General features: G+C 70.9%; 15 protein-coding genes and 1 tRNA gene. 5 read left to right on the top strand and 11 right to left on the bottom strand.

Annotated elements, in window-relative coordinates; all coding sequences use genetic code 11:
- Positions 1-129: 129 nt before the first annotated feature.
- On the bottom strand, positions 130-486 hold the full coding sequence (locus ACFOWB_RS03895) for a hypothetical protein (RefSeq protein WP_261401240.1): 357 nt from the start codon (positions 484-486) through the stop codon (positions 130-132).
- A 402-nt stretch (positions 487-888) separates the two neighbouring features.
- Between ACFOWB_RS03895 and ACFOWB_RS03890 the strand changes: the two genes are divergently transcribed.
- Positions 889-1,824 (top strand): DMT family transporter, encoded by a 936-nt coding sequence (locus ACFOWB_RS03890; RefSeq protein WP_261401241.1) that lies wholly within the window; start codon positions 889-891, stop codon positions 1,822-1,824.
- Positions 1,825-1,851: 27 nt separating this feature from the next.
- On the opposite strand, the gene ACFOWB_RS03885 is transcribed toward ACFOWB_RS03890, so the two are convergent.
- The 5 genes from ACFOWB_RS03885 to ACFOWB_RS03865 form a co-directional block, all read right to left on the bottom strand.
- The gene (locus ACFOWB_RS03885; RefSeq protein WP_261401242.1) at positions 1,852-2,313 is read right to left on the bottom strand and encodes a hypothetical protein; all 462 of its coding nucleotides are present in this window, start codon (positions 2,311-2,313) and stop codon (positions 1,852-1,854) included.
- A gap of 11 nt (positions 2,314-2,324) precedes the next feature.
- The gene (locus ACFOWB_RS03880; protein WP_261401243.1) at positions 2,325-2,804 is read right to left on the bottom strand and encodes a hypothetical protein; all 480 of its coding nucleotides are present in this window, start codon (positions 2,802-2,804) and stop codon (positions 2,325-2,327) included.
- A 277-nt stretch (positions 2,805-3,081) separates the two neighbouring features.
- Positions 3,082-4,122, bottom strand: coding sequence for a cell wall hydrolase (locus ACFOWB_RS03875; RefSeq protein ID WP_261401244.1), 1,041 nt, complete (start codon positions 4,120-4,122; stop codon positions 3,082-3,084).
- Positions 4,123-4,510: 388 nt separating this feature from the next.
- Positions 4,511-5,920, bottom strand: coding sequence for an FAD/NAD(P)-binding protein (locus ACFOWB_RS03870; RefSeq protein ID WP_261401245.1), 1,410 nt, complete (start codon positions 5,918-5,920; stop codon positions 4,511-4,513).
- 178 nt (positions 5,921-6,098) lie between these two features.
- Positions 6,099-6,196, bottom strand: a tRNA-Sec gene (locus ACFOWB_RS03865).
- 183 nt (positions 6,197-6,379) lie between these two features.
- Between ACFOWB_RS03865 and ACFOWB_RS03860 the strand changes: the two genes are divergently transcribed.
- A complete protein-coding gene (locus ACFOWB_RS03860) occupies positions 6,380-6,775 on the top strand; it encodes a RidA family protein (protein ID WP_261401246.1) in 396 nt (131 codons plus the stop codon).
- A gap of 661 nt (positions 6,776-7,436) precedes the next feature.
- Here ACFOWB_RS03860 and ACFOWB_RS03855 read toward each other — a convergent pair.
- The 3 genes from ACFOWB_RS03855 to ACFOWB_RS03845 form a co-directional block, all read right to left on the bottom strand.
- Positions 7,437-8,324 (bottom strand): transglutaminase family protein, encoded by an 888-nt coding sequence (locus ACFOWB_RS03855; RefSeq protein ID WP_261401247.1) that lies wholly within the window; start codon positions 8,322-8,324, stop codon positions 7,437-7,439.
- The gene (locus ACFOWB_RS03850; RefSeq protein ID WP_378145772.1) at positions 8,321-10,807 is read right to left on the bottom strand and encodes a circularly permuted type 2 ATP-grasp protein; all 2,487 of its coding nucleotides are present in this window, start codon (positions 10,805-10,807) and stop codon (positions 8,321-8,323) included. The genes ACFOWB_RS03855 and ACFOWB_RS03850 overlap by 4 nt, the downstream gene beginning before the upstream one ends.
- 170 nt (positions 10,808-10,977) lie before the next feature.
- Positions 10,978-14,313 (bottom strand): transglutaminase family protein, encoded by a 3,336-nt coding sequence (locus ACFOWB_RS03845; RefSeq protein WP_378145770.1) that lies wholly within the window; start codon positions 14,311-14,313, stop codon positions 10,978-10,980.
- Between the two features lie 173 nt (positions 14,314-14,486).
- Here ACFOWB_RS03845 and ACFOWB_RS03840 point away from each other — a divergent pair, with 173 nt between their 5' ends.
- The 3 genes from ACFOWB_RS03840 to ACFOWB_RS03830 all read left to right on the top strand — a co-directional run bounded on the left by ACFOWB_RS03840 (position 14,487) and on the right by ACFOWB_RS03830 (position 18,086).
- Positions 14,487-15,569 carry a zinc-binding metallopeptidase family protein gene (locus tag ACFOWB_RS03840; RefSeq protein WP_378145768.1) on the top strand — a complete coding sequence of 361 codons (1,083 nt, stop codon included), beginning with the start codon at positions 14,487-14,489 and terminating at the stop codon, positions 15,567-15,569.
- A gap of 198 nt (positions 15,570-15,767) precedes the next feature.
- Positions 15,768-16,853, top strand: a complete 1,086-nt coding sequence (locus tag ACFOWB_RS03835; RefSeq protein WP_378145766.1) for an alpha/beta hydrolase — start codon at positions 15,768-15,770, stop codon at positions 16,851-16,853.
- A gap of 18 nt (positions 16,854-16,871) precedes the next feature.
- Complete coding sequence (locus ACFOWB_RS03830; protein WP_378145764.1) at positions 16,872-18,086, top strand: FAD-dependent oxidoreductase; 1,215 nt, start codon at positions 16,872-16,874, stop codon at positions 18,084-18,086.
- Positions 18,087-18,201: 115 nt separating this feature from the next.
- Here the strand turns inward: ACFOWB_RS03830 and ACFOWB_RS03825 are convergent, their stop codons facing one another.
- Both ACFOWB_RS03825 and ACFOWB_RS03820 read right to left on the bottom strand, forming a co-directional pair.
- Positions 18,202-19,971 (bottom strand): heme biosynthesis protein HemY, encoded by a 1,770-nt coding sequence (locus ACFOWB_RS03825; RefSeq protein ID WP_261401249.1) that lies wholly within the window; start codon positions 19,969-19,971, stop codon positions 18,202-18,204.
- Positions 19,972-19,984: 13 nt separating this feature from the next.
- Positions 19,985-21,574 (bottom strand): COG4223 family protein, encoded by a 1,590-nt coding sequence (locus tag ACFOWB_RS03820; protein WP_261401250.1) that lies wholly within the window; start codon positions 21,572-21,574, stop codon positions 19,985-19,987.
- Positions 21,575-21,651 lie beyond the last annotated feature (77 nt).

Below are 21,651 nucleotides of genomic sequence, written 5' to 3'. Positions count from 1 at the left end.
AGCTTTGTCGCAAGCTGTCAAGCGCGTGACAGGAAGCCCGCAGGCGCCCGTGCAAGGCTTCAGGAGCCCATCAGGATACCATTTATGACGGTGTGGGCGCGCCCTTCGGATGAGGGCGCGGAGCGGCGTTCACGGACGCGCGAGACGCCGCGCGTTCGCCTTCACGCGACGCGCAGCGGGCTTCATCGCAGCCTCGCCGGCGGACATCATCACGCCCGCGGCGGCGAGCGGACTCGCGGCCGTGACGAGGCCCGTGAGGACGCGCGCGGCGGCGGCCCCGCCTTCGACGGCGGCCACCATCTTCTCCGAGACCATCCGCTCGGCCTCGCGCAGGCCGCCGGCGCTCGGCGCGCTGCCCTCGACCGCGAGGCGGGCGAGCCGAGTCGCCATCACGAAGCCGGCCGCAGGCGCGAGCGAGGCGAATCCGCCGGCGAACGCCGCCTGGCGCCTCCAGAGGTCGAACAGCTCGAAGGTTTCGTTGGTCATGCGGCATGCTCCTCGAGGAGCCGCGGCGCGAACGCGACGGCTCCGGGGCTCTGCCGGCGGAGGGGAAGGCCCGGCGATCGGTGGTCGGCGGTCCGGACGGACCGTCAATAGAAAATGAGGCGATCGGAGCGCCCCCCTGCGCGCCGAACCATCGCGGATCATATCACCGCCGCCTCGCTATGCTGCGGCGCCTTCGTCGCATGTCCTTCGTCGGACGACGTTATCCCTAACGTCCCGCGCGGCCGCAGGGCGCCCGTGCGCCAGCGACCGACAGGTTTTGCGCCGGCGGGCGTTGACGCGCCGGTCGAGGCCCTCCATAGGCGCGGGTCCCGCCGCGCGCGTCTTCGCGCTCCGCGGCGCCCGGTTTTTCCGGCGCCGCAACCGCCAGTCCCAGGGTCGATGATGCCGAGCCTGTTCGCGCGATGGGGCCGGTCGGTGGTCGACAGGCCCTATCTCCTGCTCTCCCTGACCTCGCTGTTCTGGGCCGGAAACATCGTGCTTGGAAGGTTCGCGGCCGGAAAGGTTCCGCCGGTCGGGCTGTCCTGGGTGCGCTGGGCTGGATCCTTCGCGCTGCTGATCGGCTTCGCCTGGCCGCATCTCAAGCGCGACTGGCCGACGATCCGCGCCCATCCCGGGCGGCTCGCGCTGATGGCGCTGACCGGCGTCGCCTTCTACAACACGATGGCCTATTGGGGCCTGCAGCACACCGAAGCTCTCAACGGCCTGCTGATCCAGTCCACCGGCCCGCTGATCATCGCGCTGTGGAGCTTCGCGCTGTTCCAGGAGCGGCCGACCGGCGGGCAGGCGCTCGGCGTCGCGACCTCGCTCGTCGGGGTCGCGGTGATCCTGACGCGCGGCGACCCCGCGGCGATCGCGCATCTCAGGTTCAACGTCGGCGACATCTGGATGTTGAGCGCGATGGCGATCTACGCGCTCTATTCCGCGATCCTGCGGCTGAAGCCCGCGATGCACTGGCTGTCGTTCCTGACCTTCACGGTCGGGCTCGGGGTGCTGATGCTGACGCCGGCGTTCCTGTGGGAGATCTCCCAGGGCCGGGTCATGCATTTCGACGCCGTGACGCTCGCGACGCTCGGCTACGTGATCGTGTTCCCCTCGACGCTCGCCTACATCTGCTTCATCCGCGGGGTCGAGCTCATCGGCGCCAATCGGGCCGGGCCGTTCTTCCACCTGATGCCGGTGTTCGGCGCCGTGATGGCGATCCTGTTCCTGGGCGAGCGGCCCTACGTGTTCCACGCGATCGGCTTCGCGCTGGTGCTGGCGGGCGTGGCGGTGGCGGCCAGAAAGCCGCGGCCGGCGGAAGCCGCGCCCCCCGGTTGAGGCGCGCCCCTCCGCCGGCCAGGCCGGTCACTTCACCTGGATCAGGTTGCTGCGGATCGTGACGGTGCAGCCCTTGATGGTCAGGTAGTTGGCGAGCGTCGCCGTGAGTTCGATCGTTTCGGTGTCGGGCCCGATCTTCGCGGGGCTCTGCTGCCAGCCGACGACGCCGCCCACGATGGTGGCGACGCCGAGATAGGAGCTCACGTTCTGGCCGGCGTAGTTTTGGCCGGATCCGAACACGGCGCCGGCGATCGTCATCGTGAAGCTCGAACGATTGGCCACATAGGCCAGATAGCTGTCGCCGCCGTTGCCGAGCTTCGCCCCTGCGGGCCGGTAGGTGAGGCGGGCGGTCTCGCCCGCCGCGATCGAGGTTCCGCAGGTCGTCGTGGTCGACAGCACGAGCGAGTCGCCGACGAACACGGTCTCGGCCTCCGCGCCGGAGGCGGCCAGGGCGGCGAAAGGCAGCGCGAAAAGGAACGGTCTCAGCATGACGTGGCTCCTCACGGGCGCAGGCCGTAGGCGGCGCTGAACGAGATCGTGCATCCCGAAATGAACATGAAATTCTCGACCTTGCCCGCGAAGGTCACGAACGGCGTGGTCGCGCTCGGCGACTTCGGCGTCATGGCCATCTTGGCGTAGGGCGCGGCGTCGTTGGCCTTCAGCAGGCCCGAATGGGTCACGCCGAAGGAGGCGTAGGTTCCGCTCGCCGAGCCGCCCGGCAGGATGATCGCGAAATGCGCCTGCCCGTCATGGACGAAGGCGACGCGCGTGTCGGGACCGTTGTCCGACAGGTTCTTGGGTCGCAGCACCGTGCGGAAGACCGTCCCGACCGCGATGCTGCGGCGCTCGGAGACGTCCGACCGACAGGACGGCGTCGCGGCGGTGACCGTGGCGAGGCCCTGCCACACGACCGCCGCCCCGGCGGCGGAGGGGAGCAGGAGGCTGGCTGACGCGAGAAGGCAGGCGCAGGCGAACCGCATGACGAGCGCTCCCGAAAGGCGGCGCGGTCTTTCTCGGCCGCGCCCGGCGGTTGCGAGGAATAGCGGATGACGTGCGGCCGGTGCAGTCGGGCAACTACTTAGTGCGGTCGGACCAGATGGGCTTCGGGGAGGTTTCCGGGCGCCGGAACGAGAAAAAGGCGCCGCCCGGAAGGCGACGCCTTTTTCGAAGAGTGCGCCAGAGGCCCCCCGACCCCGGCGAACGAAGACTTAACCCAATCGGCAGGCGCACGACATTCGTGCGACTACGTATTGACCGCTAGCGCATGTCGAAGGCCGCGAAGGCGGCGGCGACTTCGCCGTTGTAGGCGTAGGAGCGCGACCGCTCCGCGGCGACGGTCTCGGCCTTCTCGGGCGCAGGCTCCGCCTTCGGGGCCGCGACCGGCGCGGCCGAGGCGAGCGCAGGCGTCAGCTTCGACGGCTGAAGCACGCGCTTGGTCGGCATGAGGGCCTTGGCGGCCGCCGGCTGCTCGTCCGCAGACGCGAAGGCGAGTGGCGTTTCGGCCGGCTTGGCGCGGACAGGCTTGGCGGGCGCGATGGCGGCGACGACGGCCTTCGGCGCGGCGGGAGCCGCCGCGAGCTGCGGCGCCGGGGCGGCCTTGGGCGCAGGGGCCACGGCTGCGAGCTGCGGCGCGGCGGGCGCGACCGTCGGCTGGACCACGGGGGCCGTCGCGACGACGACCGGCTGCGGGGCCGGACGGGAGGCGTCGTTGGAGGCGACCATGATCGACTTCGAGGCGCCGGTCGGATCGATGCGGGCGTAGGCGAGGGCGAGGGCCTTGGACTTCGCGTTCTGGCGCGCGTCCTCGGCGGTCACGACCTCGCGCTTCTCGTAGAAGGCGTTGCCGCCCGCGACCAGCACGTAGTGCATGTTCGGATAGCGGAACTTGTAGCCGGCGGTGTGGAAGAACATCGCGGTCTTGAGCGCCGGATGGCGCTGGCCCGAGAGCACCTTCTCGGCGTTGCGGCGGGCGCGCTCGGCGGCCTCGCCGTCCATGGTGCGGGTCATGACGCCCGGCGCGAACTGGCGCTTCTGGCCGACGACCTCGCAGACCGTGGAGCCCCAGCGGCCGCTGTCCTTGCGGTTGGCCACCACGGTGCCGACCGCGACCATGCCCTCGTCGGCGCCGCGGTGGGATTCGAAATACATTGCCCGCGCCATGCATTCGCGGTCCTGCGCGGTGAAGCTCACCGGCTGGATGGCTGACGTCGCCGCCAGCCTGGGCTGCTGCGAGCAGGCCGCCGCCGCAAGCGAGACCGCGGCCACGGCCGATACGCGCGTGAAGCGCCAAGCGTTCATATCGGGAACCCCCGTCTTCATGCTGGCCGCCCGCTCCCCCGATCAGACGACGGCCATTAACGGACCGTAAACAAGCCACGAACCGTTATCAATTCGTTAACGCCCGTACGTTTGGTCCGACCAAAGTTGGAATACGGCGGTCATAAACCGCTCCTCGCGCCGCCGGCCGCCACCGAACCGCCGCGATCTCCAAGCCGCCGGAGGCCTGAGTTCTCAGGCGCTCGCCATGTCGCCGAGACGGATCGGCGATCCCGGCGGCGGCCCGTCGAGGAAGCCGCGCGCCGCGTCCCCGCCGGTCCGGCGGATTTCGGCCGGCGCGGCCTTGGTTTTCATGGCGCGGCCGGCGCGACGCGCGGTCCTTCGCCGCATTTGCGGCGAAAGCCGCTTCTCAGATGCCGGAGCCGAGATCGACGAAGTCGCGCAGCAGCGACCGCTGTCCCGCCCGCCCGAGGCCGTCGGCGAGGAAGTGGCTCTGCGCCGAGATCTCCGGGACGGCCGTGATCTCCCACCATTCCGGCCGGGTGAGCGGGCCCATGGCGAACAGCCAGTCGGAGGGGGTTGAGTATTTGTCGACGAGCGCGCAGCCGACCGTCTTGACCCCGAGCCCGAGCTCGTCGGGCGTCAGCAGGCCGCGCTCCTTCAGCTTCATGAAGGCCGGGGCGTTGAGGTCGTCGAAGGACGAGCGCGGGCCCGTGCAGTTGATGATGGTGGCGACCTCAAGCTCCACGAGATCGCGGCTCCCGCGCGGGCGCACGGTCACGAGCGCGCCGGCGGGGGAGCGCCTCAGCCCCTCGATGCGGCCGGCGCGGATCTCGAGATTGGCCCCGAGCAGCGCGTCGATCTGGACCGCGACGGCGTTCGCCATGCGATGGCGGCGCACGTCCCAGATGGTGCGGCAGTGGCGCAGGAAGCGCTGGCGGTCGGTCTGACTCCACGACATCCAGACGCTCGCGAGGCTCGGCCGGATCGCGTCGATCACGCGCTGCCACGGCACGCCCTTCTGCGCCGCTTCGGCTGCCTCGCGCCTCAGCTTCCGAAAAGCCTGGCGGGGCGGCAGCGGGCCGGCCTCGAAGGCGTTCGGCCATTGCCCGCCATGGACATGTCGGCCCGGCAGGAGCCCGTGGCGAGACAGTGCGATGATCGGGCCGGTATGCCCGTTGCGCGTCAGCCGCAGCGCGACGTCGACCATTGTGAGGCCGGTCCCGATCAGGAGGATCGGGTCCGTGCTCGCCGGCAGGCGGTCGCGGTGCAGGTCCCAAGGGTCGGGAATGAAGACCGGCGAGTCGAGCACGCCCTCGTCTCTGAATCGGGGCGTCTTGGGCGGCAGGTTGCCGGTCGCCAGCACCACATGGGTGCCGCGGATCACGCGGCCGTCCTGCATCAGCACGTAAGGTCCGTCGTCGCGGCCGATCTCGACGACGTCGCCGCGCACGCGCTTCAGCCGCCCCGAAACCGTCTCGGCCTCGGCGATCGACGACACGTAGTCGCCGAAGGAGCGGCGGGTGACGAAGCTGTCGCGCTCGCCGCCGTCATGGGTGTTGATTTCTTCCGGCCGGTTCTCGCGCAGCCAGCTTTCGAAGGTCGGCGCGAGGCCGAGCTCCATGCGGAACAGCGGCACGTTGAGCATGTGGCCGGGGTCGCAGGCCCCGTAGGCGACGCCCCGCCCAAGCGCTGCGGCCTTCTCGATCACCGTCACCCGGTTGTTCGGATCCTCGATGGCGCGCAGCGCGAGCAGCGATCCGCTGAGCCCGCCTCCGACGATCACGATGCTTCGCTGGTGAGCGTCTTCCGAAGCCATGGCGCCTTCCAAAACGACAGAATCGATAGACAAGGCGCCGTTGGCGCCGCGTCCGCCTTGTTAAGCCGCAATGGCGGCTTTCTCCATGCGCTCGTTTGCAATTGTCCGGCCATGCGCGAGCGGCCGGACGTCGCGGCGGGCGGCCGCCGTTCCTGTGAAGCGCGGATGGATCGGTGACTGGTGGAAGAGAGTGGGAGTCGAACCCACCAAAGACCGCATCCGCGGCCCCTCCCGGTTTTGAAGACCGGACGCCCCACCGGGGAACGTTTCTCCTCCGTCCGGCGGCAAACTATCGATCCGCGATCCCATGGGGAAGTCGCGGGGCCGTGAACGCGGAAGCGCAGAAACCGTTCTCCCGCGCCATTGACATACGCGACGTATGTTCCGACATCGCCGACATACGAAACGTAGCTATGCGCGGCCGAGGTCGGCCGCGACGACGTCATGGAGAGAAATCAGATGAGCACGCAAGACGCCACGCCCCCCGCCGGCATGCAGGCGCTTTACGAGAAGTTCCGATATTCGGGCGCGACCCGGGCCGGCGACCTGCTGTTCGTCTCCGGGCAGGTGGGAGCCCGCGACGACGGAACGCCCGAGCCCGACTTCGAAAAGCAGGTGCGGCTCGCCTTCGACACGCTGATCGCGACGCTGAAGGCCGAAGGCGCGAGCTTCGACGACATCGTCGACCTCACCACCTACCACATCGATCCGGAGGCCCAGCTGGAAACGGTCGTCAAGGTCCGCGAAACGGTGATCGGCAAACGGCCGCCGAACTGGACCGCGGTCGGCGTGACCTGGCTCGCGGGCTTCGACTTCGAGCTCAAGGTCGTGGCCAGGATCCCGCAGGGCGCGTGAAGCCGGGCTTTTGGGGACGCTTTGGCTCCGCTCAGCCGTCATCCCGGGCCTGACCCGGGATCCAGAACCGACGCCGCGGCGGGAGTCTGGACCAGCCGTCCCGGTTCTGGATCCCGGCTCTTCGGCCGGGATGACGCGCGGAGGTTCGGGCGGGTCGTCGGGCGGCGGGCGCTGCGGCCGGCTCATACTCAGCCGTCATCCCGGGCCTGACCCGGGATCCAGAACCGACGCCGTGGCGGGAGTCAGGACCCGGCCGTTCCGGCTCTGGATCCCGGCTCTCCGGCCGGGATGACGGGCGGAGGTTCGGGCGGGTGGTTCGGGCGGGTCGTCAGGAGGCGGGCGCTGCGGCCGGCTCCAGCTCAGCCGTCATCCCGGGCTTGACCCGGGATCCAGAACCGACGCCGCGTCGGGAGTCTGGACCAGTTGTTCCGGTTCTGGTTCCCGGCTCTTCGGCCGGGATGACGGGCGGAGGTTCGGGCGGGTCGTCAGGAGGCGGGCGCTGCGGCCGGCTCCAGCTCAGCCGTCATCCCGGGCTTGACCCGGGATCCAGAACCGACGCCGCGGCGGGAGTCTGGACCAGCCGTGCCGGTTCTGGATCCCGGCTCTCCGGCCGGGATGACGCGCGGTGGCTCGCTCGCGACAACAGTAAGATAGCGACGGCTCACGCCGTCGCGTGCTCGACCGGCTTCACGTCGACCGAATGGCTCGTGGTCTGCGACCCCGCGGTCATCACCGTGCCGTCGATCGGCGCGACGTCGGCGTAGTCGCGGCCGACCGCGACCGTGATGTGGTCGTCGATCGCGAGCATGGCGTTGGTCGGGTCGAAGCCGACCCAGCCGACCTGCGGCCCGAGCCAGGCCGTGACCCAGGCGTGCATCGCGTCGGCGCCTTCGAGCCGCGGCTTGCCCGGCGGCGGCACGGTGCGCAGGAAACCGCTGACATAGGCGGCCGGCACGCCGACGGCGCGCAGGCCCGCGATCATGACATGGGCGAAGTCCTGGCAGACGCCCTCGCGCTTGGCGAAGGCCTCCTCCACCGGCGTGTCCACCTTGGTCGCGCCGGGGGCGTAGTCGAACTCGTCCTTGATCTGCGCCGCGAGCTCGAACACCGCCTCGCCGGCGGGACGCCCGTCCGCCATCGCGTCGCGCGCATAGTCGGCGAAGGGCGCGGAGATCCGCACCCGGCGGCTGTCGCCGAGGAAATGCATCGGCCCGGCGCCGCTGACGTCCCGCGAGGCCCGGGCGAGCGCCGTCAGTTCTCCGAGCGCAGGGGTGCGGCCGAGATCGGGGCGCGGCCGCTCCACCTCGACCTGGGTCGACATCCGCACCTCAAGCGCCTCGTGAGCCGGCAAAATGAGGAGGTGGTCGAGCGCGTTGCCGAAGAAGTCCCGGTCGCGGATCTGTTCGTCGGGGCGCGGCTCGACGACGAGCTTGACCGGGCCCGGGCGCTGGCCGGGCTCCAGCCGCGGGCGCACGCGCAGGATATGGCGCGCGTCGTTCACAGGCTCGGCGTAGTCATAGGCGATGACGAGCGAGAGGTCGTAGATCATTCGGCCTCCGCGCCTTCGCCGGAGGCGAGCGGGGCGGCGCCGAAATAGCGCTGGCCGAGAAGATCCGAGATGTCGCCGAGATCGGTCGCGACGCGCAGCAGGAAGGCCTCGTTGACCTCGGACGCGTCTCCGGTCGCGAGCCGCACCTGAAGGCGCGCGATGCGGCGCGACACCGTCGCGAGCGTCTCGCCGCGGCGGATGCCCGGCAGCTCGTCCAGAACGCTCTTCAGCCCGTTGACCTGGAACGCGACCGAGCGCGGATTGAAAGGGTCGAGCACCGTGAGGTCGATCACAGTCTCGCGCGACAGATGCACCGAATAGCGCCGGCGATAGGTGATGCGGCTGTCGGCGAATTCGAGCAGCGCCTCGAGCCCGCCCTCCGGGATCTTGGCGAAGGCGGCCGCGACCTGCGCCGAGACCTGCCCCCGCTCGAGCAGCCGCCCGGCCTGCAGGAAGCGCCAGCCGGTGAAGTGGTACATGTTCTCGTGCACGAGGCCGGCGAAGCCCGAAAGCCGCGTCAGCGCCTGGCTCGCGACGTCGACGAGGTCGCCGGGCTCGCGCAGGCGGATGTGGCTCTCGATCAGGTCCACGACCTCGCGCAGCGCCCGCCAGCCGTCCGGCGAGAACCGGTCGCGGATGCGCGAGGCGGTGGCGAAGGCCATGCGCGAGGCCTTCAGCAGCGTCGTCGCCGGATCGGCGACCGCGGCCTCGACGTCGAGGCCGGTCAGGAGTTCGCCGATCTCGGCCTCGAGCGTTCCGCGCCGTTCGCCTTCGGCGAGCCGCGAGGCGTAGAGGCGCACGAGCCGCGTCGCGCATTCGGCGCGTTCGACGTAGCGGCCGAGCCAGAACAGGTTGTCGGCCGCGCGCGAGGGCGGCGCGCTCGGCAGGCGCCGCGAGAAATTGCGCTGCTCGCTGAAGAGCAGCGTGACGGGCTTCTCGTTCTTCTCCGACGGCACCCAGACGTCGACCGAATGCCCGCCCGACTGCATCGCGACGGCGAGCGGATCGGTCGAGGTGGAGACGCGCGCGAAGCCGCCCGGCATCACCCGCCAGCCGGACGCGTCGCGGGCGAGATAGACCCGCACCGTCACCGGGCGCGGCGTGAGCTTGCCGTCGACGAACACCGGCGCGGTCGAGAGCGCGACGATCTCCTGGCCGACGACGTCGACGCCGTCGCCGTCGAGATCCTCGATCAGCCGCGCCGAGGCCGAGGCGCGGATGCCGAGATCAAGCGGGCGGCGGCGCTCCTCGGCGTTGGGCGACTGCGGGAAGGCGCGCGCGAGCGACAGCTCGTCGCGATGTTCGGAGACATAGGCGCGCTCGGCCTCCTGCCCGCACCACCAGGTGGCGACCGTCGGCAGCTTCAGCTCCTCGCCGAGCAGCGCGCGGGCGAGCGCGGGCTGGAAGGCGAGCAGGGCGCGGGTCTCGAGCAGGCCCGAACCCAGCGCGTTGACCATCTCGACCGAGCCTTCGCGCACCGCGCGGGCGAGGCCCGCCGTGCCGATGCGCGATCCGGCGTGGAGCTCGAGCGGGTCGGCGAAGTCGCCGTCGAGGCGACGCCACAGCACGTGGATGGGCTTGGCCCCGTCGACCGTGCGCACCACCACCTGCCCGCCATGGACCGCGAGGTCCCCGCCCTCGAGCAGCAGGAAGCCGAGATAGCGGGCGAGATAGGCGTGCTCGAAATAGGTCTCGTTGTGGGGGCCGGGCGTCAGCACGCCGACGCGCGCGCCCTTGCCGTCGTCGAGCGCGTTCAGCGTCTCGCGAAACTGCTGGAAGAAACCCGCGAGCCGCTGGACCTTGAGGTCGCGGATGAGGTCCGGGAAGGCGCGCGAGGTCGCGACCCGGTTCTCGAGCGCGAAGCCCGCGCCCGAGGGCGCCTGGGTGCGGTCGCCCAGCACCCACCAGCGCCCGTCAGGCCCGCGGCCGATATCGACCGCGATGAAGCGGATCAGCGGACGTCCCGACCGGCCCTGGTCGGCGATCGGGCGCAAAAACTCCGGATTGCGGCCGAGCACGGCGGGCGGCAGCACGCCGTCGCGCACGAGGCGGCGCTCGCCATAGAGGTCCGCGATCAGCTTTTCGAGGAAGACCGCGCGCTGGGTGAGCCCCGCGACGAGGTCGGCCCATTCGCGCCGCTCGATGATGAGCGGCGGGAAGGCGAGGGGCCAGGAGCGAGTCTGCTCGCCGGGCTCCTGTCCGCCATAGACGCGATAGTAGACGCCGGCCTCGCGCAGATATTGCGCGGCGCTGCCGAAGCGGCGCGCGCGTTCGGGTTCGCCGAGGCCGCCGAGCGCCGAAACCAGCTCGCGATAATGCGGGCGCACCTGGCCGTCCGGCCCGAGCATCTCGTCGATGACGCCTTCGGGCGGGCGATAGCCGTCGAGAAGCCCGGCGCGCGGGGCCTCGGTCCTGGCCGTTCCCTTGGCGGCCTCCTTGGCCGCTTCTTTGGCCGCCTTGCCGTCGATCGACAGAATGCTCACCGCCCGATGCGCTCCCCCGAAGCGCGCGTTCCGCTCGCGCGCATCATTGCGCCGTTTCGCGCGGTTTGACGATGGGCGAGACGCCGCGGCGCCGCTCTAATGTTTCTCCGCAGTAAAAAAGAGACGGTGGAAGTTTCCCTCCCCTGGGACAGGGGAGGGAGTCGCGCGCCCTATCCCAGTCCTGCCGGCCGCCTGAGGTCCAGCGTGAACGGCAGGCTCGGGTCGGGCGTCTCGCGGATCGGCTCGAAGGCGCCGGGCGTGTGGCCGATGTCCTCGAAGCGCGCGAGGCGTCGCGCTTCCGCCTCGTTGGCGTTGACCGGAAACGTCTCGTAATTGCGCCCGCCCGGATGCGCGACATGATAGACGCAGCCGCCGAGCGAGCGCTTGGACCAGCGATCGTAGATGTCGAAGGTGAGCGGCGCATGCACCGGGATCGTCGGATGCAGGCCCGACGCCGGCTGCCACGCCTTGAAGCGCACGCCCGCCACCATCTCGCCGCCGACGTCCGTCGGCGTCAGCGGGACCGCGCGGCCGTTGCAGACCACGACATGGCGGGACGGATCGCCGTTCGTCAGCTTCACCTGAAGGCGTTCGACGGAGGAGTCCACGAAGCGCACCGTGCCGCCGATCGCGCCGGTCTCGCCCATGACGTGCCAGGGCTCGAGCGCCTGCCGAAGCTCGAGCGTCACGCCCTCGCGCTCGATCCGGCCGCAGAACGGGAAGCGGAACTCCGACTGCGCCTCGAACCATTCGGGCCGCAGCGGATAGCCCGAGCGCCCGAGATCGGCGAGCACGTCGAGGAAGTCGGCCCACACGAAGGCCGGCAGCATGAAGCGGTCGTGCAGCCGCGTGCCCCAGCGCACGAAGCCGCCCGTCGCGGGCTCCTTCCAGAACTTCGCGATCAGCGCGCGGATGAGGAGCTGCTGCGCGAGGCTCATGCGCGGATCCGGCGGCATCTCGAAGCCGCGGAACTCGACGAGGCCGAGCCGGCCCGTGGGCCCGTCCGGCGAATAGAGCTTGTCGATGCAGATTTCCGAGCGGTGGGTGTTGCCCGTGACGTCGATCAGCAGGTTGCGGAACAGCCGGTCGACGAGCCATGCGGGCGTCGACCAGCCGTCGGACGGCGAGGGCACGTTCGCCATCGCGATCTCGAGCTCGTAGAGCCCGTCGTGGCGCGCCTCGTCGACGCGCGGCGCCTGGCTGGTCGGCCCGATGAACATGCCGGAGAAGAGATAAGACAGCGACGGGTGCCGCTGCCAGTGCAGGATCAGCGACTTCAGCAGGTCGGGCCGGCGCAGGAACGGCGAGTCGAGCGGCGTCGCGCCGCCCACGACCACGTGGTTGCCGCCGCCGGTGCCCACATGCTTGCCGTCGACCATGAACTTGTCGGCGCCGAGCCGCGACTGGCGCGCGTCCTCATAGACGCCCGAGGTGATGTCGACGGCCTCCGCCCAGGAGGCGGCCGGATGGACGTTGACCTCGATCACGCCGGGATCGGGCGCGACGCGGATCACGTTGATGCGCGGATCATGCGGGGGCGCATAGCCCTCGATGTGGATCGGGACGCCGAGCGTCTCGGCCGCGTCCTCGATCGCGGTCAACAGGTCGAGATAGGCCTCGATCGACTCCATCGGCGGGATGAACACCGCGAGCTTGCCGTCGCGCGGCTCGATCGAGATCGCGGTGCGGACGAAGCCCGCGATCTCGACGCCGAGCGAGGCGGCGTCCCCGGCCGCGGTCGCCGCGCCCGCGATCGGCGAGGCGGTCGGCCCCGCGACGCTGCGCTGGCGGTGGGCGAGCGCGATCGCCTCGGGGGTAGGGAGCGGCTCGTATTCGCGCACGGGATCGATCGGCGCGAAGAACGGGAACTGCGAGGAGCTGAGATAGGGCAGGGAGCCGAGCGGCAGGCGGTAGCCGAGCGCGCTGTCGCCGGGCGTCAGGAACAGCTTGCCGCGGCGCGTCGACCAGCGCTCGGAGATCCAGCGGATTCCCTGCGCCTGCCAGGCCTGGACCGGCAGCACGAAGCCGGTCGGAGCGTTGAGGCCGCGGTCGAACACCTTGGCGATGCGCGCCCGCTCTTCGGCGTCCGCGAGTTTGGGGTTGCTGGGATCGACGTTTTCGGGGAGCTGCGCCTCGCGGGCGAGCCAGTAGGACGGATCCTCATAGGCGGCGGACGCGTTCTCGGCCGGCACGCCGAGCCGGGCCGCGATGTCCTTGGTGATCGCTTCGGCGGCCGCGATGTCGGCCTTGGCGGAGCATTTTTCCCGCGCGATCAGGTCCGGGTTCTTCCAGATCGGGCGGCCGTCCTTGCGCCAGTAGAGCGAGAAGGTCCAGCGCGGCAGCGTCTCGCCCGGGTACCACTTGCCCTGCCCGTAATGCAGGAAGCCGCCGGGCGCGAAGCGGTCGCGCAGGCGCCGGATCATGTCGTCGGCGAGCGCGCGCTTCGCCGGCCCGACCGCGTCGGCGTTCCATTCGGGTGACTGGAAGTCGTCGATCGACACGAAGGTCGGCTCGCCGCCCATGGTGAGGCGGACGTCATTGGCGCGGAGCTCCTCGTCGACTTTTTCGCCCAGCGCGTCGAGCGCGTCCCAGCTTTCGTCCGAGAACGGAAAGGAGACCCGCGGCCGCTCGGCGATGCGGGAGACGCCCATGTCGAACGCGAAGTCGACCTCGGCGAAGCTCGCGGCTCCCGAGATCGGGGCCGCGGAGCGGTAGTGCGGGGTCGCCGCGAGCGGCACATGGCTTTCGCCGGTGAGCAGGCCCGATGTCGGGTCGAGGCCGATCCAGCCCGCGCCGGGAAGATAGACCTCCGCCCAGGCGTGGAGGTCGCAGAAGTCGTGGTCGGTGCCCGCCGGCCCGTCGATCGCGACGAGGTCGGGCTTGAGCTGGATCAGGTAGCCGGAGACGAACCGCGCCGCGAAGCCGAGGCGCCGCATGGTCTGCACCATAAGCCAGGACGAGTCGCGGCAGGAGCCGGAGCCGATCGACAGCGTCTCCTGCGGCGTCTGCACGCCCGGCTCCATCCGGATCGTGTAGCGCACGAGATTGGCGACGTGGCGGTTGAGGCCGACGAGGAAGTTGACCGTGCCCTTCTCGGAGCGGTCGATCGCCTCGAAGAAGGCGTCGAAGTCCGGCCCGAAGGCTTCGACCTCGAGATAGGGCGCAAGGTCCGACTTCAGCTCCGCCTCATAGGCGAAGGGCCACTCCGACGCGCTCTCCTCCACGAAGAAGTCGAACGGGTTGTAGACCGTCATGTCGGCGAGGAGGTCGACCTCGATCTTGAACTCGCGCACCGGCTCGGGAAACACGAAGCGGGCGAGGTAGTTGCCGAACGGATCCTGCTGCCAGTTGATGAAGTGCTCCGCCGGCGAGACCTTCAGCGAGAAGGACGGGACCTTCGTGCGCGAATGCGGCGCCGGCCGCAGGCGGACGATCTGGGGTCCGAGGAAGACCGGGCGGTCGTACTTGTAGTGCGTGACGTGGCGAAGCGCGGCGAGGATCGACATCTGGCTCTGGGGAAACCTTCTTTGATCGAGGGCGCGGTGAGCTTACGCCGTGGCGGCGGGGCGACAAGCGCCGAGATTGGCGAAAAGACAGGCGCCGGACGTGGAACGAAAGGCGGGCTGGAGCATTCAGCGGGTCGAAACGGCGCTGGGCGCCTTACGGGGAAACCGCTCAAATGAAACTGTTCGCCTGCCCGCATTGCAGCCAGGTGGTGTTCTTCGAGAACGTCGTCTGCGAGCGCTGCAACCATGCGCTCGGCTACGAGCCGACCTCCAACACGATGCTCGCGCTCGAGAAGTCCGACGACGGCGCCTGGCGCTCGGTCGGCGAGCGGTCGGACGGGGCCTCCTGGCTCTATTGCTCGAACTACGCCTTCGGGGTCTGCAACTGGCTGACGCCGGCCTCGGGCGGCGAGCAGATGTGCCTCTGCTGCCGGCACAATCTCGTGGTGCCGGACACCTCCGACGCCGCCAATGTCGAGCTCTGGCGCAAGATGGAGGTGGCCAAGCGCCGCCTGTTTTACACGCTGATCAAGCTCGGCCTGCCGCTCCAGACCCGCGACGAGCACCCCGAAGGCCTCGGCTTCCAGTTCCTGAGCGACAGCCCCGCCACCGGCGACCATGTGATGACCGGCCATGACGACGGCCTCATCACCATCGCGCTGGTCGAGGCCGACGACGCCGAACGCGAAAAGCGCCGCACCTCGATGGGCGAGCCCTACCGCACATTGCTCGGCCATTTCCGTCACGAGGTCGGTCACTGGTACTGGGACCGCCTGGTGCGCGACGGCGGCGCGCTCGACCAGTGCCGCCAGACCTTCGGGGACGATTCCCAGGACTATGGCGAGGCGCTCAAGACCCATTACGCCAATGGCCCGAAACCCGGCTGGCAGAACGAGTTCGTCTCGCATTACGCCGCCTCCCACGCCTGGGAGGACTTCGCCGAGACCTGGGCGCACTACCTCCACATCACCGACACGCTCGACACCGCGGGCGCGTGGGGCTTCCGCGTCAATCCCAAGGTCGACCGCGAGGACGTGCTGACCGCCAAGGTCAATTTCGACGCCTATGGGGCCGACACCCCGATGGCGCAGATCGCCGATTCCTGGCTCGCTTTGTCCTCGGCGCTGAATTCGCTCAACCGCTCGATGGGCGCGCCGGACCCCTATCCCTTCGTGCTCGCCGAGCCTGTGATCCAGAAGCTCGGCTTCGTGCACGACCTCGTGCACGGCCGGGTGGGCGACGCGACCGCGCATTGAGCGCGCCGAGTCCCTCCGCCGCTCGTCTCCCTCCCCTCTGCGGGGGAGGGAGACGAGCGGGCCTCATCAATGCGGCTACAGGGGGCTTCCCACCGGCCTCAACTCGGGCCACCTTGTCCAATGATCACCCGGCCGAAGACGCGGCGCGTGTGCGTAAGAAGACCGGCGTCCGGCCCGCCCGATAGGAGGAGGCCCCGCATGTCGACGATCGACGAGGTACCCCTGCCCGAAGCGACCTTCGGCGAACGCGTGACGCGCCTTCTCGGCGTGGTCGCCGGCGACCCGACGGCCCGCGCCGAACTCGACATGGCGCGGGTGATCGACGAGCTGAAGGCGCTCGGCGCCGAGCCGATCGAGGATCTCACCCCCGAGGAGGCCCGCAGCCAGCCCTCGCCCGCCGACGCCGTCTCCTCGCTGATGGCGAGATACGGGATTTCGGATCCCGACGAGGAGGTGCGCACGCGCGAGCTGCGCTATCCGGGCGCCGACGGCGAACTTGCGGCCCGGCTCTATACGCCCGCCGGCGTCGCCTCCGGTCCTCTGCCCCTCGTCGTCTATTATCCCGGCGGCGGCTGGGTGCTGTCGGACCTCGACGACTATGACGCCAGCGCCCGCGCGATCGCCTCGCGGACAGGCGCGCTGGTGCTTGCGGTCGAGACCCGCCGCGCGCCCGAACACAAGTTTCCCGCCGCCCATGACGACGCGGTCGCGGCCTATCGTTGGGCGCTCGAGAAAGCCGAGGAGCTCGGCGCCTCGCCCGGCCAGATCGCGGTCGCGGGCGAAAGCGCGGGCGGCAACCTCGCGATCAACGTCGCGATCGCGGCGCGGGACCGGGAGATGACGCCGCCGGTCCATCTCACGCTCATCTATCCGCTCGCTGGCGTCGATCTGACCACCCCCTCGTTCCGGACGAACGAATTCGCGCGGCCCGTCAACAAGGCGATGATCGGCTGGTATCTCGGCCATGCGCTTCTGGGCGTCGACCAGAAAGAGGACCCGCGCCTCGATCTCGTCGGCCACGCCGATCTGTCCGGCCTGCCCCCGATCACCCTGCTCACCGCCGAGATCGATCCGCTGCGCTCGGAAGGCCACGAGCTCGCCGACAAGCTGCGGTCCTCGGGCGTCGCGGTGAACGCGGTCGACTTCGAGGGCGTCAGCCACGGCTTCTTCGGCATGGGCGCGATCGTGCGCCACGCCCGCTCGGCGCAGGAGCTCGTCGCAAGCGACCTCCGCTCGGCCTTTGGCTTCGAAGAGCGCGGCGCGCGCGCCGGCCGCGCTCTCTAGCGGCCCGGAGAACCGACCATGGAGGTCCGGACTCGCTGCTGCGTGGTCGGCGGCGGGCCCGCGGGCCTGATGCTCTCGCTGCTCCTGGCGCGAGCCGGCGTCGAGGTGATGGCGCTCGAGAAGCACGCGGATTTCCTGCGCGATTTCCGCGGCGACACCATCCACCCCTCGACTATGGACGCGCTCTCCGATCTCGGCCTCCTGGAGCGTTTCCTCGAGCTGCCGCATCAGGAGGTCGAGACCTTCTCGGCGATCGTCGAGGACCAGATCTTCCAGGTGGCCGACTTCCGCCGCCTGAAGACGAAGAAGCGCTTCATCGCGCTCATGCCGCAGTGGGACTTTCTCGACTTCCTCGCCGGCGAGGCCGCGCGCCTGCCGAATTTCACGCTGTTCCGGAGAGCGCAGGCCACCGAGCTTCTGAGAGACGACGCCGGCCGCGTCACGGGCGTCGAAGCCCAGACGCCCGAAGGTCCGCTCCGTGTCGAGGCGGATCTCGTGGTCGGGGCGGACGGACGGCATTCGACCATCCGGAAGGCCGCGGGATTCGAGGTCGAGACGCTCGGCGCGCCGATGGACGTGATGTGGTTCCGCGTTTCGCGCGCGCCCGGCGACGGCGCGGCGACCGCAGGGCGGTTCAGCTCCGAGGGCCTCTTCATCGCGATCAACCGCGGCGACTACTGGCAATGCGCGCTCGTTATCCCGAAGGGCGGGGGCGAGGCGGTGAAGGCCGAGGGAATCGAGGCCTTTCGCGCGCGGATCGGTCGGCTCGGGCCGTTCCCCCCGGAGCGGGCGCAGGAGATCGAGAGCTTCGATCAGACCAGCCTGCTGTCGGTCGCGGTCGATCGTCTCGACCGCTGGCACGCCCCGGGCCTGCTCGTCATCGGCGACGCCGCCCATGCGATGTCGCCGATCGGCGGCGTCGGCGTGAACGTCGCGATCCAGGACGCGATCGCGACCGCCAATCTGCTGGCCGAAGCGCTGCGCCGAGGGCCCGTCGACGAGGCGGCGCTCGCGCGCGTGCAGGCGCGACGGATGCCGGCCGTGCGGGTCACGCAGGCGATGCAGCTCATGATGCAGAACAACGTCGTCGCCCCGACGCTCGCGAGCCGCACGAAGCTGACGCCGCCGCTTCCGCTCCGCCTGCTCGACCGCTTCCCGATCCTGCAGGGCCTTCCCGCGCGGCTCATCGGCGTGGGCGTGCGGCCGGAGCGGGTCCGCTCGCCTCTCGCGTAAGGGGGCTCTGAAAGTGCGACGCGGTCTTGCGCGCGCAAGCCGTCTTGCCCGGCCGCCGCCGGGCATCCACGACCTGGCGCCTCATTCTAAAATCGCCGCGCTCTAGCCCTACGCCTCAATAGTTCGGGCGTTGCGCCGGGAAGCTTTGCCCGCCCGTAACCGTATCGGCCGGCTCGCCGCCGCCTTGCGGACCTGGATCGTCGGGCGCGCGCGACAGCGGGAACACCGCCGCCGTCGGCCGCGCGACGGGCTTGCGGCCGGACTCGGGCTTCGCCGGCGTTTTCTCGACGGGCGACGGATCCGCCTTCACGGTCTCGACCGGCGCGGCTTTCGCCGGCTCGGCCTTGACGGCTTCCGTCTTGGCCACATCGGTCTTGGCGAGCGCCGGCTTTGCGGGCTGGCTCTTGGCCGGCTCCGGCGTCTTCGCCTCGGCCGCCGGCTCGCTCAGCGTCGGCATCTCGCGCGGCAAGGGCGCGACGGGGACAGGCGCGACGGGGACGGGCGCGATCGCGTTCGACGGCGGCGCGACGGGCTCGAGCGGCTCGAGCGCGCGCAGCGGCTCCACCGGGCCCTGGTCGAGCCACGCCTCGGCGGCGAGCCGCGGACGGCTCTCCTCGACCGGGATCTTCCAGACGAAGGCGTCGAGCTTTCCGGTGACCGGCGACACCGGCGCCCAGGCCTCGCTCGAAACGCCGTCGGCGACCCAGGCGGGGTCGCGCGGCGCGCGCAGCGCCCGGCCGAGCCATTCGCGGGCGCGGCCCTGCTCGCCATGCTCGATCTCCTCGAGCTCGGCCATCAGGAGGCAGGCGCGCGCCGTCGGCCGCGCGCCGAGCAGCTTGCCGATCGCGGCGCGGGCCTCGCCGAGCTCGCGCGCCGCGATGGCGGCGCGGGCGAGCGCGATCAGCCCTTCCGGATCCTCGCCCGAGCGTTCGGAGAGCGAGCGGCCGCGCTTCAGCTTGTCGCGCGCCGAATCGCCGGGGCGGACATGGACATAGACCTCGGCGAGATCGGGATGGGTGGTCTTGGCCCAGGTCGTCTCGACGATCTTCATCGCCTTCTTGGCGTCGCCCTGCTCGGCGAGGAGCCGCGCGGCGAGCGCGGCGGACGGCGGGAAGTCGGGCGCGAGCGAATGGGCCTCGCGGGCGCGCTTGACCGCGCCCTGCGGGTCGCCGCCGTCCTCCATGGCCTGCGCGGTCAGCAGCACCGCGCGACGGCGGCGCGTGTCGGCCTTGTCGATCAGGCGGTTGGCCGAGAGGCGGTCGAGCGTCTGCAGCGCCCCGGCCCAGTCGTGCTCGGCGCACTGATAGTCGAACAGCGCCTGGCCGGCCCAGGTGTCGGGCGTCAGCCTCGCGGCCTCCTCGGCGAGCGCCTTGGCGGCGGCGCGGTCGCCGCGGCGCTCGGCCTCGACGAAGAGACCGCGCAGGCCGAGCGACCTGGTCTCGGTCCGCTCCGTCATCGCGCGGAACGCGGCCTCGGCGCCCGGGCCGTCGCCCGAAAGCTGGGCGGCCTGCGCGGCGAGCACCAGCGTCAGCGGCTCGCGGCCGAGTAGCTTGCGGGCTTCGCTCGCCTCGCGGCCTGCGCGCTTGGCGTCGCCGGTGCCGACCGCCACCACGCCGCGGGCGATCGCCTCATAGCCCTTCGCGCGCCGGCGATTGCGCCGGAACAGCGCGAAGGCTTCCGGACCCGCGAGGATCCAGCGCATCACGTTCCACAGGATCACGGTCGTGATCGCGACCGCCGCGATGACGACCGCCGCGAACGAGACCGAGGTCTCGATCCGGTAGCCCTGCCAGTTGATCACGAGGTCGCCGGGCCGGTCGGCGATCCAGACCGCCGCGCAGGCGAAGATCCCCACGAGGACGAGATAGAGCAGAACGCGCACCATCTTGGGTCTGTCCTCAGTCGTTCGCGGTGAGGCGGGCGAGCGCCGCCGTGCGGGCCGAGCCGATCGCGGCCTCGGCGGAGACGAGCGCGCTCGCGCGGTTCGCCCAGTCGTCGGTCGCGGCGCGGGCGGCCTCGTCGAGCCTGCCGCGGGCCGCGAGCGCGCCCTCGATGTCGCCGGCCGCGCCGGCGGCCGCGACCTGGGCGCGGATCGCCTCGGGATCGGAGCCCGAGCCCGCCTTCTGCGGGGTGATCTTCACCACGCCGCCGGCGTTGGCGACGAAGCGCTCGAACACCGAACCGGTGGTCTCGGACTTGATGGGCGCCAGCTTGCCGATCGCCGCCGACAGCTCCGCGCCGAGCGCGGACCGCGTCGGCATGCCCTTGGCGGCGTAGGGCGCGAGGGCGTCGAGCTCGGCGTTGGAGCCTGTCGCGGCCTTCACGGCCTCGAATTCGTTGACGAAGGGTCGGCCGGCCTCCATCGCGGCGTCGAGCGCGCCGAGCGCCACCACGAGCCGCGCCGCGGGATCGCCCTCGGGCCGCTCTTTGAGCGCCGTCGCGACGGCGTCGACGCGGGCGGCGAGCGGGCCGGTCGCGGCCTCGACCTTGGCCCCCATGGCCGAGACGTTGGCGTTCACCTCCGCCACCGCCTGTTTGGTCGGAAGCTCGCCGAGCCGGGCCTCCACCCCCTCGATGCGCGCGGCCACGCTCGCGAGCGCGTCGGCGGTCGGGGAGGCCTGCAGGCGAAGCTCCAGCCCCTCGACCCGGCCCGCCAGAGCCGCGATCGCGGGATCGGCCGGCGGCGGTTCGGAGACCTTGGCCGAGAGCGCCTTCAACTCGCCCTCGACGCCGCCGACGCGGCCGTTCGAGGCCTCGATGGCCTTGGACACGTCGGCCAGGCGCGCATCGATCGCGCTGGTGTCGGTCGACTGCGCGGTCTTCGACAGCTGCGCGCGGAGCGCCGCGACGTCGCGGCCGACCGCGTCGAGCTTGGCCTCCGCCGCCCCCATCCGCGCCGCGTCGCCGCCGCCGAGCCCCATGAAATCCTTGCCGAACAGCGCGATCACCAGCACCGCGATCGCCGCCCCGCCGATCGCCGCGGCCGCGACGCCGAACACGCCCACGCCGTCGCTTTCCGGGCGGGGAGAGGCGGAGGCGGGCGGGACGCTCTGGGCGGGTTTTGGAGAGGGCGCCGGGGCCGAACCCGGCTTGTCGTCGGGCTTCGGGGCGGCCGCGGCCGTCGGCTTGGCGTCGCTCTTGGGGTCCGGTTTCGGCGCCGCCGAGGCGGACGTCGCAGCCGCGCCCGAAGGCTGAGGCTTCGGCTGCTCGGACGAAGCGGCGCCCGGCCTCGGCGCTTCGGTCTTCGCCGCGTCGATCTTGGGAGCCACCCCCGCTGCAGGCGTCGGGCTCGCGGGAGCCGCGGCCTTGGCGGGCTCAGCTGTCGCCGGCTCAGCCTTGGCCTGATCGGGCTTCGCAGTCTCGCTCTTGGCCGTTTCGCTCTTGGCGGAAACGTCGTTCGCTGAAAGGTCGAGGGTCTGCGCGCGGGGGCGGGCGCTGTGGCCGGCCTTCGCGCCCTGTCCGGTCTCGGGTCCTTTCGGGTCCGCCATCTCGACCTCGCTTCACGTCAAAGGGGTGCGGCCGCGAACGCGACCGCCGAGACCTAATTAGACCGCCGGGGCGGCGA

The sequence above is a fragment of the Chenggangzhangella methanolivorans genome (assembly GCF_042648545.1).
GTDB lineage: Bacteria > Pseudomonadota > Alphaproteobacteria > Rhizobiales > Methylopilaceae > Methylopila > Methylopila methanolivorans.
The sequence above is the reverse complement of the archived record's forward strand: the minus strand, read 5'-3'. Positions and strand labels throughout refer to the sequence as shown.

Excerpts from the sequence above, each read along its gene's own strand:
- ACFOWB_RS03880 (WP_261401243.1), bottom strand. The coding sequence starts at position 2,804 with ATGCGGTTCGCCTGCGCCTGCCTTCTCGCGTCAGCCAGCCTCCTGCTC.
- ACFOWB_RS03845 (WP_378145770.1), bottom strand. The coding sequence starts at position 14,313 with ATGTCGATCCTCGCCGCGCTTCGCCACGTCACGCACTACAAGTACGAC.
- ACFOWB_RS03840 (WP_378145768.1), top strand. The coding sequence starts at position 14,487 with ATGAAACTGTTCGCCTGCCCGCATTGCAGCCAGGTGGTGTTCTTCGAG.
- ACFOWB_RS03875 (WP_261401244.1), bottom strand. The coding sequence starts at position 4,122 with ATGAACGCTTGGCGCTTCACGCGCGTATCGGCCGTGGCCGCGGTCTCG.
- ACFOWB_RS03860 (WP_261401246.1), top strand. The coding sequence starts at position 6,380 with ATGAGCACGCAAGACGCCACGCCCCCCGCCGGCATGCAGGCGCTTTAC.
- ACFOWB_RS03825 (WP_261401249.1), bottom strand. The coding sequence starts at position 19,971 with ATGGTGCGCGTTCTGCTCTATCTCGTCCTCGTGGGGATCTTCGCCTGC.
- ACFOWB_RS03885 (WP_261401242.1), bottom strand. The coding sequence starts at position 2,313 with ATGCTGAGACCGTTCCTTTTCGCGCTGCCTTTCGCCGCCCTGGCCGCC.
- ACFOWB_RS03820 (WP_261401250.1), bottom strand. The coding sequence starts at position 21,574 with ATGGCGGACCCGAAAGGACCCGAGACCGGACAGGGCGCGAAGGCCGGC.
- ACFOWB_RS03830 (WP_378145764.1), top strand. The coding sequence starts at position 16,872 with ATGGAGGTCCGGACTCGCTGCTGCGTGGTCGGCGGCGGGCCCGCGGGC.
- ACFOWB_RS03870 (WP_261401245.1), bottom strand. The coding sequence starts at position 5,920 with ATGGCTTCGGAAGACGCTCACCAGCGAAGCATCGTGATCGTCGGAGGC.
- ACFOWB_RS03890 (WP_261401241.1), top strand. The coding sequence starts at position 889 with ATGCCGAGCCTGTTCGCGCGATGGGGCCGGTCGGTGGTCGACAGGCCC.
- ACFOWB_RS03895 (WP_261401240.1), bottom strand. The coding sequence starts at position 486 with ATGACCAACGAAACCTTCGAGCTGTTCGACCTCTGGAGGCGCCAGGCG.
- ACFOWB_RS03855 (WP_261401247.1), bottom strand. The coding sequence starts at position 8,324 with ATGATCTACGACCTCTCGCTCGTCATCGCCTATGACTACGCCGAGCCT.
- ACFOWB_RS03835 (WP_378145766.1), top strand. The coding sequence starts at position 15,768 with ATGTCGACGATCGACGAGGTACCCCTGCCCGAAGCGACCTTCGGCGAA.